The organism is Bacillus pumilus, from assembly GCF_024498355.1.
Taxonomy (GTDB): Bacteria; Bacillota; Bacilli; order Bacillales; family Bacillaceae; genus Bacillus; species Bacillus pumilus_P.
In genome coordinates this window covers 904,722-919,610 of record NZ_CP101833.1, presented here as the reverse complement: position 1 = coordinate 919,610, position 14,889 = coordinate 904,722, and the positions used below count along the sequence as shown (strand labels likewise).

15 protein-coding genes, 1 tRNA gene and 1 pseudogene are annotated in these 14,889 nt (G+C 40.1%); 4 read left to right on the top strand and 13 right to left on the bottom strand.

The features are described from left to right. The first annotated feature begins 54 nt into the window (after positions 1-54). Entirely contained in the window at positions 55-453 is a 399-nt protein-coding gene (locus NPA43_RS04525) for a spore coat protein (RefSeq protein WP_099728228.1), read from the top strand. 226 nt (positions 454-679) lie between these two features. Here the strand turns inward: NPA43_RS04525 and NPA43_RS04520 are convergent, their stop codons facing one another. Further along, a complete protein-coding gene (locus NPA43_RS04520) occupies positions 680-817 on the bottom strand; it encodes a hypothetical protein (RefSeq protein WP_249705394.1) in 138 nt (45 codons plus the stop codon). Positions 818-937: 120 nt separating this feature from the next. Between NPA43_RS04520 and NPA43_RS04515 the strand changes: the two genes are divergently transcribed. Then, entirely contained in the window at positions 938-2,029 is a 1,092-nt protein-coding gene (locus NPA43_RS04515; RefSeq protein ID WP_099728229.1) for a GGDEF domain-containing protein, read from the top strand. 211 nt (positions 2,030-2,240) lie between these two features. Then, positions 2,241-2,441, top strand: coding sequence for a cold shock-like protein CspB (cspB, locus tag NPA43_RS04510; RefSeq protein ID WP_003212277.1), 201 nt, complete (start codon positions 2,241-2,243; stop codon positions 2,439-2,441). Between the two features lie 111 nt (positions 2,442-2,552). Here cspB and NPA43_RS04505 read toward each other — a convergent pair whose 3' ends face one another. From NPA43_RS04505 to queG, 10 genes and pseudogenes are all read right to left on the bottom strand, one after another. Further along, entirely contained in the window at positions 2,553-2,912 is a 360-nt protein-coding gene (locus tag NPA43_RS04505) for a hypothetical protein (protein ID WP_099728230.1), read from the bottom strand. 13 nt (positions 2,913-2,925) lie between these two features. Further along, a complete protein-coding gene (locus tag NPA43_RS04500; protein ID WP_230030995.1) occupies positions 2,926-3,450 on the bottom strand; it encodes an NAD(P)H-dependent oxidoreductase in 525 nt (174 codons plus the stop codon). Positions 3,451-3,467: 17 nt separating this feature from the next. Continuing rightward, the gene (locus tag NPA43_RS04495; protein WP_099728232.1) at positions 3,468-5,087 is read right to left on the bottom strand and encodes a DHA2 family efflux MFS transporter permease subunit; all 1,620 of its coding nucleotides are present in this window, start codon (positions 5,085-5,087) and stop codon (positions 3,468-3,470) included. Between the two features lie 39 nt (positions 5,088-5,126). Further along, the gene (locus NPA43_RS04490) at positions 5,127-5,759 is read right to left on the bottom strand and encodes a biotin/lipoyl-containing protein (protein WP_007497037.1); all 633 of its coding nucleotides are present in this window, start codon (positions 5,757-5,759) and stop codon (positions 5,127-5,129) included. Between the two features lie 362 nt (positions 5,760-6,121). Continuing rightward, positions 6,122-7,285, bottom strand: coding sequence for a sporulation protein YhbH (gene yhbH, locus NPA43_RS04485; RefSeq protein ID WP_230030996.1), 1,164 nt, complete (start codon positions 7,283-7,285; stop codon positions 6,122-6,124). Between the two features lie 140 nt (positions 7,286-7,425). Beyond that, positions 7,426-9,321, bottom strand: coding sequence for a PrkA family serine protein kinase (locus NPA43_RS04480; RefSeq protein ID WP_099728235.1), 1,896 nt, complete (start codon positions 9,319-9,321; stop codon positions 7,426-7,428). Positions 9,322-9,699: 378 nt separating this feature from the next. Further along, positions 9,700-10,407, bottom strand: a pseudogene (locus tag NPA43_RS04475) (YrpD family protein). 163 nt (positions 10,408-10,570) lie between these two features. Beyond that, positions 10,571-11,044 carry a tRNA (uridine(34)/cytosine(34)/5-carboxymethylaminomethyluridine(34)-2'-O)-methyltransferase TrmL gene (trmL, locus tag NPA43_RS04470; protein WP_003211950.1) on the bottom strand — a complete coding sequence of 158 codons (474 nt, stop codon included), beginning with the start codon at positions 11,042-11,044 and terminating at the stop codon, positions 10,571-10,573. A gap of 43 nt (positions 11,045-11,087) precedes the next feature. Further along, entirely contained in the window at positions 11,088-11,990 is a 903-nt protein-coding gene (locus tag NPA43_RS04465; RefSeq protein ID WP_099728236.1) for an amidase domain-containing protein, read from the bottom strand. A gap of 62 nt (positions 11,991-12,052) precedes the next feature. Beyond that, on the bottom strand, positions 12,053-13,201 hold the full coding sequence (gene queG, locus NPA43_RS04460; protein ID WP_099728253.1) for a tRNA epoxyqueuosine(34) reductase QueG: 1,149 nt from the start codon (positions 13,199-13,201) through the stop codon (positions 12,053-12,055). Between the two features lie 83 nt (positions 13,202-13,284). Between queG and NPA43_RS04455 the strand changes: the two genes are divergently transcribed. Further along, positions 13,285-13,881 carry a hypothetical protein gene (locus NPA43_RS04455; protein ID WP_249705391.1) on the top strand — a complete coding sequence of 199 codons (597 nt, stop codon included), beginning with the start codon at positions 13,285-13,287 and terminating at the stop codon, positions 13,879-13,881. A gap of 98 nt (positions 13,882-13,979) precedes the next feature. Here NPA43_RS04455 and NPA43_RS04450 read toward each other — a convergent pair. Both NPA43_RS04450 and NPA43_RS04445 read right to left on the bottom strand, forming a co-directional pair. Continuing rightward, positions 13,980-14,053 (bottom strand) — tRNA-Gly (locus tag NPA43_RS04450). A 127-nt stretch (positions 14,054-14,180) separates the two neighbouring features. Next, complete coding sequence (locus NPA43_RS04445) at positions 14,181-14,837, bottom strand: hypothetical protein (protein ID WP_099728237.1); 657 nt, start codon at positions 14,835-14,837, stop codon at positions 14,181-14,183. Positions 14,838-14,889 lie beyond the last annotated feature (52 nt).

Genomic DNA, 14,889 nt, shown 5'->3' with positions numbered 1-14,889 from the left:
GGTCATCCTAAACATGATGAAGAAGTATCATCACGATCAAATGGAGGGATTCGTTTGTTTAAGAAAAGAAAAGGCATGAGCACTGGCGCAATGATCGCAGGTTCAACAGCCATCATTGCATTATTTTCACCAGTATTACGAAGAAGGCTGAAAAGCATGACGCAAATGAATATGTCTTCAATGATGAAAGGCAATGATCATCAGCACCATGACTCGTCTCGCCATGAGTCACACTCCCATAAAGAATCAAAAGGAACGGCTGAAGTTGGGCAAATGATCAAGCAAGCATTTACCGCTGTCCAGCCAGATCACACGAACCAGCACCAATCACCATCAAGAACCCATCAGCCAAGAGAGTCTTATGCACAATCTCTTCACATTGATGAAAGTGTCATGAATGTGATGGATGATGAATCTATCCAGCAAGTGATCAATGACATCGAGCACAAATAAATGAAACAGGAGCCTTCATGAAAAAGGCTCCTGTTTATTCTCCTGAAAAATGTTCTTTGTCCATGAGACAAAAGGAAGGCAAAAAAGTGATTTCACTCGTTGTGATGAAGCGGTTACGAGTATCTAATATGAGCAAAAGCTCTTTCTCACCCTTCCGATCTTTTTTTATCTCTACATCTTGCACAGTTTTAACATCATTTATCCCTAAAACGTCTGCGTTCATTTTTCAAACGACCTCTAAGGAAAACTCCTGCATCGCGAGCGACATGGTTACGACAAATCGCTCCTCTTGATATTCAATCGGCATCTGTTTTTCAAGCATGCCAACTGGCTGTTTCAAAAAAAGAAAGCCAATCCGTTTCATCTGGGTAGCGTTTTCCTCGCATCTGTTTAAACCCCCTCATCAATGAAATTTTTATTAATTATCCTTTTTTCTCTTTTCTTTTGCAACAAATTTTAGTAATTTTAAAAAGGTGATTTTATTTTGCTAAGAGACCTCTTTATTAATATAACAATTCTTGTCACTTTCCATTATTTATTTATGCTTGTGTTTAGAGAGAAGTTTTTAAAGAAAGAAGATACCTTGCTCAGACAACTATGTAAAGGCATGCTTTCTGGGCTACTCGGTGTCCTCATCATGTTTTTTTCTATTAAAGCAGGACCAGCGATCATCGATTTAAGACATATACCTCTTATTTTAACAGCATTTTATGGAGGCATCGCGCAAACGTTCATTGCGGCATGTGTTGTCATTATTGGTCGATTATTAATCGAAACCAACGTCGGTTCTTTCATCAATATTTTTTCCATGATATTTATCGCCACAGCCTCTTTTTTGATTGCTGAACGTCATATCAATCATGTCTTGAAAATGCTGTTATCTATTACGATCAGCAACGTGATCGCAACCATTTTGTTTATCACCATCGCACATGAAATATCAATTGAAATGCATTTCGCTTATTGGATTTTCTCGTATATTGCCGGATTATTTAATTTTTATGTCATTGAGCATCAAACAAAAGCTTATCAGCTGTTAAATTTGTATAAATTCCAAGCTCATTATGACTTTTTAACAGGTGTTTTAAATAAACGGAAATTTGATGAGGTATTAAATGATGCTTTTTCTCTAAAATTAAAGCAGCCTATCCATCAAATGTCCCTTATTTACATAGACATCGATTATTTCAAATCCATCAATGATCAATATGGACATCATGAGGGAGATATCGTTTTAAAAGAAATCGGGACAAGGCTGATCAAAAACACAAGAAGCTCTGATTATATCGGACGGATCGGCGGTGAAGAATTTGCTGTGCTTCTACCGAATTGTTCAGTTGAAAAAACATGGCAAATTGCAGAACGATTGCGGAGAAAAATTGCGGATCAGCCGATTTATTTACAAAATGGAATGTCCATTCATATCACAGTATCACTTGGGTGTGCTTATTACCACGGAACAAGTGCAGACATCAAACAATTACCGATTATGGCTGATCAGGAGCTCTATAAAGCGAAGCAGTCTGGCCGAAATCAAGTGAGCTTCTCAGAGAGAAAAAGAGGCCAATTAACATAGGCTTTTTCCTCAATTTGTTAGCGCTAATTATTTTTAAAAAAGTTTTCGTATAACAGTTGTTTTTTCCCGCAAACACTGGTAAAGTAAAGGTAATTATTTTTGTTCGTATCATCTTTAAGAAGAAAGTTTTGAAAGAGTTTTCGTCTTTGAAGTTTGTGTAAGAGCAAGAATAGTGAATTTAAGCGTTAAGATCGCTTTAGGAGGAAATTTCATGTTAGAAGGTAAAGTAAAATGGTTCAACTCTGAAAAAGGTTTCGGATTCATCGAAGTAGAAGGTCAAGACGATGTATTCGTTCACTTCTCTGCTATCCAAGGCGAAGGCTTCAAAACATTAGAAGAAGGTCAAGCAGTTTCTTTCGAAATCGTTGAAGGTAACCGTGGACCACAAGCTGCTAACGTTAACAAAGCGTAATTTAAGAGCATCTGCTCTTTTAGCACTTTATAGAGTGAAGGAAAACCGCTCGGCTTCTGCCGGCGGTTTTTTTATGCAATCAAAAAGAGAACCTGACGAGAGGTTCTCTTTTTATTTGTCCTTCTGCTTTAGCTTCTGCAAAGCAGAACGATACATATTATCATTCATTTTTGTCTCTGGTTCTTCTTTTTTGACAGGTGGTTCTGGCTGCTTAAACTTTTGAAGCGCCTGTCTATAGAAATCGTCGCCAGACACGTGTTCGTCCGTTTGAGAAGGTTCTGACGCTTTTTCTTCTTCTTCAGGCTCTACAGGTCTCGCCGCAACTTCTGGCTCACTGCGCGGCACGTCAGGCTGATTAGACACATCTTCTTTGATCTCTTCCTTCTCGACCGAAGCGTGTCTGACATTGAACGCTACTAATCCGATAATGACTAGAACAGCAGCTACTAACGCTACAATAATCGTCGCCAAAAGAACCCTCTCCTTATCGCTTAAATGACGCAGTGACTGATGCTACACGTCTTCCTAATGCTTTCCCGAGTTCAATGCCTTCCGTAGAAATCAATTCATCAGAATCAATTGGACATGTCACACCTGCTCCATAATAAGAGCCGTATAAAGCATTCTCTGGAACATTTCCAGGAAGGCCTACCACAAGCATCCCTTGATGGAACATTGGCGTAATCAAATTGTGCATCGTCATTTCTAAACCGCCGTGCGCTGTAGCAGTTGTACAGAAAACAGCACCGACTTTATCAATGAGTTTTCCTTCTGCCCATAAGTAACCAAGACGGTCAATCCATGTCTTTAATCCAGAACTAATGGTACCAAAGTGACCAGGGCAGCCCCAAATGATCGCATCCATTTGATCAAGCGTGCGAATATCCGCATCTTTCACATGATCAATGAATACTTCAGCTTGCTCTGTTTCACCTGCGCCCGCTGCAATCGCTTCTGCAAGTGCTTTTGTATGGTCACCTTCACTATCGTATACGACATAAATTTTCATGTACGGTCCCTCCACACTTATCTTGCATCTTGGTTTGCTTCCTTAGGTGCTGGAAGCAGCGTCATTTCTTGTTTCTTATGCTGCTGATCTTTTCGTTTTTTATCCTTACGTACATCTCTCAGGAACAAGCTGAGAATGACACCGGCCGCACAGAATAATGTGACCCACATGTAAGCATCATTGATGCCCATCACGTTTGAATCGACCTGTGCTTTCGTAAAGAGCTGGGTGGATACATATTTTTGGGCAGCTTCAGCTGTCATCCCCATATGATGCATCACATTCGACACAGCCGTCTGGAATGAATTCATAAAGAATGGGTCAGCTGTATTCGTTTGATCTGCCATATTCGAATAATGGAATGTTGTCCGATTCGTATAAATCGTCGTGATCAAACTCGTACCGATCGAGCCGCTAATTTGTCTTAATGTATTAGACATCGCTGTACCATGACTGTTTAAATGCTGTGGTAATTGGTTCATCCCAGCTGTCATAACAGGCATCATCAGCAGTGACATACCAAATGCACGTACTGCATACATGAGCACAATGTGACTATAGGATGTATCAATGGTCAGCCTTGTAAACTCGTATGTGGTGACAACAGTAATCACCATCCCCACAATCGCAAGCGGACGAGGTCCAAATTTATCAAACAAGATCCCTGAAATCGGGGACATAATCAGCATCGCAAGTGCCCCTGGAAGCATTAACAGACCCGATTGCAATGCAGTAAACCCAACGAGGTTTTGCAGATAAATCGGAAGTAAGAACATTCCAGTGTATAAGGCAACGGTAATAATGATATTAATGACACTTGATAATGAGAAAATGCTGTATTTAAACACGCGGAAATCAAGCATCGGATTATCAGCTTTTAGCTGTTGGAATATAAAGAGAATGATCGCAATCGCACCAATCATAATCGTCGATAAGACGATCGGATCTGTCCAACCATCACTCCCCGCTTCACTCACTCCGTATAGAAGCGAAGCAAAACCAACGATTGAAAGAATCGCACCAAGGGTGTCCAGCTTGATTTTTTTGGGCTCTACAATATTTTTAAACATAAAGAAAGCCGCGATAATGACAATCAAACCGATTGGTACAAGGCCATAAAACATAATACGCCAAGAATAATGTTCAATAATGTAACCAGATAATGTTGGTCCTACAGCTGGTGCAAACATCATCGCAAGACCAAAAATCCCCATTCCTTTCCCCCTGTTTTCCGGAGGGAAAATAAAAAGGATTGTTGTCATGACAAGCGGCTGCAAGATACCGCCACCGATTGCCTGAATCAAGCGGCCAATGAGCATCGTAGAAAAGTTCGGTGCAATACCGCAAATAAAGGTACCAAGTGTAAACGAGATCATGGCTACTAGGAATAAGCTGCGCTGTCCAAAACGTGTGATTAAAAACGCGGATAGCGGAATCAGCACACCGTTGACAAGCATGTAACCTGTTGTAAGCCATTGAATGGTCGTCGCACTGACATTAAATTCAGTCATTAAATGGGGCATGGCTACGTTCAGAAGCGTTTGGTTTAAAATCGCTACGAACAAACCGGCCATTAAAATGATCAGTAAAGACAAGGAGCCTGTTCCCTGTTTTGTCGCTGCAGGTTGATTTGCCATCTCAGACAACCTCCTTTCATTTTTTAATATCAATCATCATTAAGATGAAATTTTGACAGAAGCATTCATACCTGGAAGTACTTTGTCAGATGGGTTTTTAATTGAAATTTTGACTGCTACTTTTTGTGTCACTTTTGTATAGTTACCACTTGAATTTGTTGCTGGCAGCATGTTGAATGTTGAGTTTGTCGCATAACCAATTTGTTCAACAGTTCCTTCAAATGTTGTATCAGGATCACCATCTACCACGATGTCGACTTTGTCACCTTTTTCAATGTTCTTAATGTCTGTTTCTTTGATATTTGCTGTGATATAAAGCTTGCTTAGGTCAATTGTTTCACCAAGAACTGTACCTGGCTGCACTTGCTGATTGTTTTGTACTTCTTTTTTGACTAATGTGCCATCAGCTACTGCTTTAATGTTTGTTTTTGCTTCCCCTTCAACTTTTGCAACTGTGCTGTCTTTTTGCACTTCGTCACCTTCATTGATATCCCAGCCTTTGATTTGTCCAGCTGCTGGTGCTGTAATTTGATACATATCACCTGTCACTTTTGCCTCGTCTGTTTTTACAAAGTTTGTGCTTTCGTAGTAGTAATAAGCACCTCCGGCAATAATAGCAAGAATCACAATAAGGCCAATAATATTCGTTAGTAATAAACGCCCTCTGTTCATGTTTTGTTTCTCCTTTCATGTATAAAAATATAGTGTCATCTGCTTTAGCAAGCTTAGAATGCCCATCATCTGACAGAATATGAAACAAGCTCATAAAGCTGACATTTCCCCTTCATCTACTCCGCTGAAAAATGGTGTGCAGCCCATTTATACTTATTGTTCACTCATGAGCAAAGAGCAGAAAAAGAAGAAAAGACGATCGGCATCTTTTTTGAAAAACTTATATTTAACAAGATTAAATATTAATAAATGTAAATTGAAATGTCAAAGAGAAAGTTTTACTTTTTTTCTGGTGATCCCTTCCTTTTCCACACAAAAAACCTTTCAGCCCTTATGCTGAAAGGTTTTTTCAAATGTGCTATTTAAGAAAGAACTTCTTCCTGCTGAAAAAATTTTTTTAATGCGAGAAAAACGTCTGATTTTTGCTTTAAAATATAATGCTTAAATTTCTCATCCTGAATATGCTTATATGCTGACATTAACGTAGAATGCCGGTTGTATTGATTCACTTCACCATAACAGAATAAGTTGGCTTTTTTCATAATCTCTTGAACAAGCTTCACACACCGCGCATTGTCTGAGGTCAGATTGTCACCATCAGAAAAATGGAAAGGATAAATATTATATCGTGACGGCGGATATCGTTCGTCTATGAGCTCTAGTGCCTTTCGATAGACAGACGAGCAAATGGTCCCCCCGCTCTCACCCCGTGAGAAGAAGTGTTCCTCTTCTACAACCTTCGCCTCCGTATGGTGGGCAATAAATTCAATATCAACCGTCTCATACTTTGTCCGTAAGAAACGTGTCATCCAAAAGAAAAAACTCCTCGCCATATATTTTTCCCAAAGTCCCATACTTCCGCTCGTATCCATCATCGCCAAAACGACGGCTTTCGACTCTGGTTTGGTCACTTCATTCCACGTTTTATATTTAATATCCTCTGGGTAGATTGGATAAAAGGAAGGACTTCCCGTCATCGCATTTCGTTTAAATGCGGACAGCATCGTTCGTTTTTTATGGATATTTCCTGTTAAGCCCGTTTTGCGAATATCGTTGAATTCAATTTGCTCGACAATGATGTCGTCAAGCTCCTTTTGTTTCAGGTTTGGCAGTTCTAATTCACGAAACAGCGCTTCCTCCAGATCCATTAATGAAACTTCTGCTTCGTAATAATCCTCACCTGCTTGATCTCCAGCACCTTGCCCCTTCCCTTGCCCTTGCTTACTGTCTGATCCATCACGCGCGACAACATCACCAACCTGGCTGTCTCCATCCCCTTGACCCACATGCTTATTCTTGTCGTAGTTGTACCGAATTTTATATTCATCTAATGAACGAATCGGAATTTTGACAACATCTTTTCCATTAGACATGATGATGCTTTCCTCTGTGACAAGATCCGGCAAATTGTTTTTAATCGCCTCTTTGACTTTTTTCTGATGACGCTGCTGGTCGTCAAAGCCTTTTCGATGGAGGGACCAGTCTTCCTGAGAAACAATAAACTGACTTTTTTCTTGCCGGGACATCCATCCCCCTCCTCACCTGTTTGCGCAATTCTTCTAACTATCGATTCCTTTATCGTATGCTGCCGTCATCCAAGATGACGATCATTTCTAAAAAAGACATTACCGGTGCGGATGTGCTCCAATAATGCCTCCTTCATTTATTAACGATTCAGAAGACTGCCTACATATTTTAAGAGTTCATTTGCACTTGTTGAATTATAGCCATGCTCATCAATCAATCTAGCCACTACCTCATTTACCTTTTTCAGCTGCTGTTCATCTGGTGTCTTCGTCGATGTCGTAATTTTGACCACATCTTTTAGATCGGCAAATAACTTCTTCTGAATCGCCTCTCGTAATCTCTCATGAGAATTATAATCAAAACGCTTGCCCTTTCTCGCATAAGCCGAAATACGAATGAGAATTTCTTCTCGGAATGCCTTTTTGGCATTTTCAGAAATACCGATCTGTTCCTCAATTGAGCGCATAAGCTTTTCATCAGGATTCATTTCTTCACCAGTTAACGGATCACGCAGCTTGTTTTTATTGCAGTAAGCTTCGACATTATCTAAGTAATTATCCATTAGTGTTTTCGCAGACTCCTCATACGAATACACAAATGCCTTTTGAACTTCTTTCTTTGCAATATCGTCATACTCTTTTCGCGCGACAGAAATAAAATTCAAATAACGCTCCCGATCTTCACTTGAAATGGATGGATGCTGATCAAGCCCTTCTTTTAAGGAACGAAGCACATCCAGTGCATTGATCGATTCCATATTCTTTCGAATAATGGTGGATGAAATTCGGTTGATCACATAACGCGGGTCAATTCCGCTCATCCCTTCGTCATGAAATTCCTTTTTCATCTCATCTATGTCAGCAGATTGAAAGCCTTCGACACTTTCCCCATCATACAGACGCATTTTTTTCACCAAATCAATATCAGAACGCTTTGGCTCTTTGAGTCTCGTCAAAATAGAGAACATCGCTGCCACCTTCAGCGTATGCGGTGCAATATGAACGTCTGAAACATCACTTTCTGAAATCATTTTATGATAAATCCGTTCTTCCTCTGTCACCTTTAAATTATAAGGAATCGGCATCACAATAATTCTTGAATGAAGGGCCTCGTTCTTCTTATTTGAAATAAACGACCGGTACTCGGTTTCATTCGTATGAGCGACAATCAATTCATCCGCACTAATCAAGGCAAATCGGCCTGCCTTAAAATTTCCTTCCTGCGTTAATGAAAGAAGGTGCCACAGAAATTTCTCATCACACTTTAACATCTCCTGAAACTCCATCATCCCGCGGTTTGCTTTATTGAGTTCTCCATCAAACCGGTATGCACGAGGGTCTGACTCTGATCCAAATTCAGCAATGGTTGAAAAATCGATGCTGCCTGTTAAATCGGCAATGTCCTGAGATTTCGGATCAGACGGGCTGAAGGTACCAATGCCGGTCCGTTTATCCTCTGAGAAAAAGATCCGCTCAACCCTTACATCCTCAATTCTGCCGCCATATTCCTCTTCCAGTCTCATCATATTCAGAGGCGACAAATTCCCCTGCACACGAATACCATATTCTCTATAGAAATCCTCCCGCAGATTTTGCGGAATGAGATGAAGCGGGTCTTCATGCATGGGACAGCCTTTGATCGCATAGACTGCGCCATTGTCTGTCAAGGAATAGGCTTCGAGTCCTCTTTTCAGCCTTGTTACAAGCGTCGATTTCCCGCCGCTTACCGGTCCCATCAATAATAAAATACGCTTCCGCACATCTAATCGCTTTGCAGCAGGATGAAAATATTCCTCCACTAGCCTTTCCAGTGATTCCTCTAATCCAAAAAGCTCCTGATCAAAAAATTTGTAGGTTCTGACCCCATTCTCCTCTTCAATCCCGCTGTCTTTAATCATATGATAAACGCGAGAATGAGCAGATTGAGCGACAAGTGGATTTTCCTTAATAATGTCTAAATAATCGCTGAATGTGCCTTCCCATTTGAGACGCTGCTCTTCTTCTCTGTGCTGTTCAATTTTCTTTAAAATATCCATATGAACCTCCTCTTTCAAGATTGAAGCTAGTAATCAGATACTGTTTTACAATCTATGCGCAGGCGTCCTATTACATGCTTTCGTTCTTCAAAATGACGAATTGGCAAACTGAATTGACAACCATCCGCAAGACCCTTCATAATAAAGGAAAAACAGGAGAAAAATGATCTTCTTCTCCTGCTTTTCAAGGCGAACTTCACATCATATGAAACAGGCAGCGGACAGGAACAAAGGGATAAGGGGGAGCTTATATGAGAACGGTCATTATGATGGGCGTCATCATTACGTTTTTAGTATCCATTTTCACAGCTGGCTACGAAGGCAAGCCTGGTAAATGAAAAAAAGGATGTTCCATTAGCGGAACATCCTTTTTTTCATTTAGTTCATTGTTTTCAGCACTTGCATATTCACTGTATTACCTGACACCTGAATCGAAGTAAAGTCTTGCGTATCTATCACCAGTGTGACTGCTCGATTATCTAATGTGATATCAGTAAAACGAGTAGAGAAGTTTGCCCGAATATCTTTCCGATAAATATCGTCAGTCACTGCAACCGTCGAAAGTAATTTCCATTTGGTCACAGAGATAATGTTTGAGTTTTGAATTTCTGTGATAATGCGCCCTATATAACCAACATTGTTTGTCCCCCAGAAAGTCGCTCTTGTATGTCCATTCAAATTTTTATAAATGGTCATTTGAACAGTACTTCCAGGCTTAAATCCTTTTGTATACGTAAAATTACTATGTTCTTCGATATATGTTTCTTGATTATTTGTTCCTACCTTCATCGTAGGTTTCCATACATTATAGGTTGGACTGTATTGAAGACCAATATCCGCTTCTTTTGATCCTGTGAATCCAGAATAAATATAAGCTGCCCCTTTAGACACACTCATCGTGGAAGGAAGTTGAATTTTTGTGACCAATATAGATCCATTACTATTGATATAGGTACGCCCGCCAATTCCTTTAGATCATTGCGCTGCTCCTATTTCCTGCGTCTGAGAAAGACCTGGGATACTGACTGGAACGATCCCCATTAAAATAGCTGAGATAACGGCACTAGTAATCAGTAGTTTTTTCATCTCATTATTCCTCCTAATGGATTCATCATTTTTGAAAATGCAATCTATCATCATATCTATTTTCAACATGTAAAAAAAGTATAAATAAGTCATATTTTTCATCACCCTGATTCTAATCTCACATAAAAAAGCCGAGATGGGTATCTCGGCTTTCATCATGATCTTATATGAGATCTCGATATTGCTGCTGGCGAAGTGCCTCATAAACAAGGATCGCTGCTGTATTCGATAGATTAAGCGAACGAACATGCTCTGTCATCGGTAAACGAAGACAGCGGTCCATATTTCGTTCAATCAAATCTTTCGGCAACCCACTTGTCTCTCTGCCAAAGACGAAGAAATAGTCTTCATCTAACTGAGAGTAATCAAACGTTGTATGCGGCTTTTGGCCAAACTTTGTGATATAGAAGAATTGCCCCTTCGGATGGGCCTCAAACAATTCATCGAGCGAATCATGATAGACCACATTGGCATACTTCCAATAATCGAGTCCAGCACGCTTCAGCATTTTGTCATCTGTCGAAAAACCAAGCGGACGAATCAGATGAAGTGTTGTATTTGTTGCTGCACATGTACGCGCAATATTTCCAGTATTAGCTGGAATCTCTGGTTGATATAAAACGACATGAAGTCCCAAAAAAGTTCACCTCTAATTTTCTTTTCCGCTCAACATTATACCATTAACTATCCTTTGCGGCATCGTCCAAAATGTGAAAAAACGTATAACGAATAGCTGGTGTATAGGCAGTTGAATCCTCATATGACCAAAACCGCATGCGGCTGTCATACGTCTGTGCATTCACAAGAGGCATTCCGCCTTTATCATGATCAACAACAATGGTTGTATGATTATACCTTCCATCACCCTCGAAATCGTAGCAAATGACATCACCAATTTGAAGCTCCTGCGCTTCTTTTAGCTTCTTTGCCCTTAAGCCTGCTTTAGAATTCGCTAAATAGTTTTTCATCGAATGAGCCACCGTCCAGCTGTAGCTCCACGTATGTGGACGCACCCACCAGCCAGACCCGCGATTCGGATACCCTCTCGTTGGCGCATTCCCTGCTTTCAAGCATTGTGAAATAAAATTTGTACAGTTATCTTCAAAATTCTTGTAGGCTGGATTCCGTTTATTCCAGTACGTCTCCGCATATTGCACGGCTGCCCGCCGATCATAGTGAAAGGCTCTCCCGAATTGTTCCTCGTTCTGGAAGCGCTCATCCACCCGCTCCTCCTTTTGCCGTTCCTCCTGCATCATGCGATCTTTGACAAGCATGTCGTTATAAAGAAACGCTTCTCTTTTTTCAACCTGTTCCTCCAAATAAAAAGAATCGTCTACATCCTTACAGACATAAGTGAGATGAGCAAGATATTGCACATGCTGAGCCCCATCATCCTGAATTGTTGAATCTAGAAGCTTTGTTTTTGCCTTTGCCTTCACAATCTCAACCTGTCTTCTAGCAAAAAGCTCCTTTTTTCGTTCTACTGCTTCCACATCAGACATGAGCTGCGGCTGTTTGATCGCACTGTCATTTAATAAATACGCCAGCCTGTCTTCTAACGTTTGCGCTAATAATTGTTTCACACAGACACCACCAAAACTTTTTTTAAAACCTCTGTTTGGTACATTCTATGTTCATAGGGATGTTATTTAGTATTTAAAGGTGTCTGTAATAGCTCAATCCCTTTGATCATCTCTTGTTTCGCTTCTTCATCACTTTCCCGCTCAAGAGCTTTTTCCAGCTCTGAAAGCTGCTGCACGTCGCCAATTTTGCCAATGGCCCAAGCGGCCGTGCCTCGAATGACCGGCCTTGGATCCTTGTGCATCAATTCAATCAAAACTGGTAAGGCAGATGCGTCTTTAAAGTGAGCGAGTGCCAAAATCGCATTCCGCTGAATGGGCTTTTTCCCCCGCCATGATCCTGATACATGACCGTATTTTTCCTTAAACTCACGATTGCTGATCGTAAGGAGCGGCTTTAAAAGCGGCTTTGCAATTTCAGGGTCCGGCTCCATTTCAGGATGCAGATGAAAGTCTTTTCCTTTATTGATCGGGCAAACTATTTGGCACGTATCACACCCATACAAGCGGTTCCCTATTTTCGAACGGAACTCGTCAGGTAAAAACCCTTTTGTCTGAGTTAAAAACGAAATGCACCTTTGAGAATTCAGCTGTCCTGGATTCACAAGCGCACCTGTTGGACACGAATCCACACATTTATTGCACGTCCCGCACTGGTCTTCAATTTTCTCATCCGGTTCAAATGGAACATTTGTAATCATTTCAGCCAAGTACACATAAGAGCCGAACTCTGGTGTGATAATCATACAGTTCTTTGCACTAAAACCAATGCCAGCGCGTTCTGCTACAGCACGATCAGACAGTTCCCCTGTATCCACCATTGATTTTGTTCGTATATCGACATGCTTGCTCCGCAAGAATTCCTCGAGCATATCAAGCTTTTTTTTCAATACAACATGATAATCCGTTCCCCAAGAAGCCCTGCAAAAGATTCCTCTTCTTGCATCCTTTGTACTTCGAGGGGCATCTTTCATTTTGGAAGGATACGCGAGCGCTATTGCAACAATTGATTTGGCCTTTGGAAGCAGCAAAGAAGGGTTTGTTCGTTTTTCGATATCAGGCTCTTCAAAGCCGGACAAATACCCTAACGATTCATGTAAGATCAGGCGGTCCTTTAATGAATCAAATGTATCAGCACTTGCAAATCGAATTTTATCGACACCAATTTCTTTCGCATATTGAATCAATTCTTCTTTTAATTCTCCAACATGAATCACCTTGCAAACCTCCTTTCTTTGTTTCTTCTGTTGTTTTCAGTATAATACGAGTGTATCATGACCGATTGGAGTGAGTCACTGTGAAGATACATATGGAAATTCCTTATCCTCAAAGCCCTTCTATCCATGTTGGACAGATTGAATATTCACATATTGAAGTCGGTAAATCACCTCAAATGTTAAAAGGTCGATTACGCCTGTTTCAAGAGTCTTTGTTTTTTGAATACGAAGATAAAGCCTTGAAAGAAGTACCTGCGATCAAAGAATGGACTGAGCTTATAGAAGACATTCCTTTCCTTCCACTTCTTTCTGATATTCAAAAGGAACAATTTATTGACTCGACCAATTCCGTACAGGATTTGTCGATATTTTTCTCATTAAAATATTTCTTGCCCATCCTGACATTAGATGCCGATCGCCTAAAAGAGCCACTTTCACTTGCAAAAAATGATGCTGGTCACATCGAATGGCAGGACGAAACGGGACTTAAAGGGTTATTTTCTCAAGCAAGTAAAGCACAAATTTCTCAAGACACAAAGAACATTCTTCAAATCATCCTTTTCCCGCCATCTATTTCCCGGGAAAAGAGTGAAGCTCTTATACAATCCTTGACGAAGATGTTTATACAAATACATGGTGGAGAAAGCAAATATGAACTCATTGAAAAAGCACTGTAGCTGACAGTGCTTTTTTCACATTATACTGACATAATAAAAAACGCAACACTTCGTTTATCTAAGAAACGAAATACTGCGTTATAAACAAAATTATGTATTGGAGCGGGTGATGAGAATCGAACTCACGACATCAGCTTGGAAGGCTGAGGTTTTACCACTAAACTACACCCGCATCAATCTCTTAAAAGCAACGTCATTGCGTTGACTTTTATTATGTTACAACTTTCTTAACAATTCGTCAAGAGAATATGAAGATTTTTCGTCAAAAAACTTCATATTCTCCATATATATTAAGATAGTTATTTATCTAGCTGGACATAAAACAAGTATGCATGTGACATATTCTTCAACGCTTTCTCTGGGTTCTTTTCGATTGCCTCAAACATTGGTAAATTCCCATCTTTACCCATTGCAGCTGTATACGCAATTAGTGCTTTTTCTCCTGAAGCCACTTTGACAGATTCAGATTGTGCAGAAAAAACATAGTCACCTACTTTGAATGGAAAGCTTGAAGTCGCTTTTATCATTCCATCATTCTTTCTGTCTGACCAAATACTAAATTGTGATTCGTATATATCTTTCTGATGATTCAGTTGTAAGAGCACATTCATCGTTTGATCGGTTCCATCCTGATGTAAAACAAAGGTGGCAGATGATGCTTCCTTATCAACTAATCGACCATTTTTGTAATGACTCCCAATAAAAGTGATACTCTTATTCTTCTTCGTTAATCCCTTTAGGGTAAGAGCCACCATTTCATTAGTGGTTGTGGCATCTAGTAAGCTTTCTTCTTTCTTTGTCAGTTTCATTTTTTCAATTGTTACTTGATCCTTAGATACGGGTTCTGTTTCTTTTTTAGATACTGTCTTCACTGTCGTTGTTGTTTCTTCGGCCTTCTCACCGCATCCTGCTAATAGAAAAACAGTGAACAAAAGTATGCTCCATTTTTTAATCATTGATATCCCCTTTAATATTTTTCATTCTTTATTATACTAAAATTTGGTTGAG

Coding starts and splice junctions, on each gene's coding strand:
- NPA43_RS04520 (WP_249705394.1), bottom strand. CDS start 817: ATGAAACGGATTGGCTTTCTTTTTTTGAAACAGCCAGTTGGCATGCTT.
- cspB (WP_003212277.1), top strand. CDS start 2,241: ATGTTAGAAGGTAAAGTAAAATGGTTCAACTCTGAAAAAGGTTTCGGA.
- NPA43_RS04500 (WP_230030995.1), bottom strand. CDS start 3,450: ATGAAAATTTATGTCGTATACGATAGTGAAGGTGACCATACAAAAGCA.
- NPA43_RS04495 (WP_099728232.1), bottom strand. CDS start 5,087: ATGGCAAATCAACCTGCAGCGACAAAACAGGGAACAGGCTCCTTGTCT.
- NPA43_RS04490 (WP_007497037.1), bottom strand. CDS start 5,759: ATGAACAGAGGGCGTTTATTACTAACGAATATTATTGGCCTTATTGTG.
- yhbH (WP_230030996.1), bottom strand. CDS start 7,285: ATGTCCCGGCAAGAAAAAAGTCAGTTTATTGTTTCTCAGGAAGACTGG.
- NPA43_RS04480 (WP_099728235.1), bottom strand. CDS start 9,321: ATGGATATTTTAAAGAAAATTGAACAGCACAGAGAAGAAGAGCAGCGT.
- NPA43_RS04445 (WP_099728237.1), bottom strand. CDS start 14,837: ATGATTAAAAAATGGAGCATACTTTTGTTCACTGTTTTTCTATTAGCA.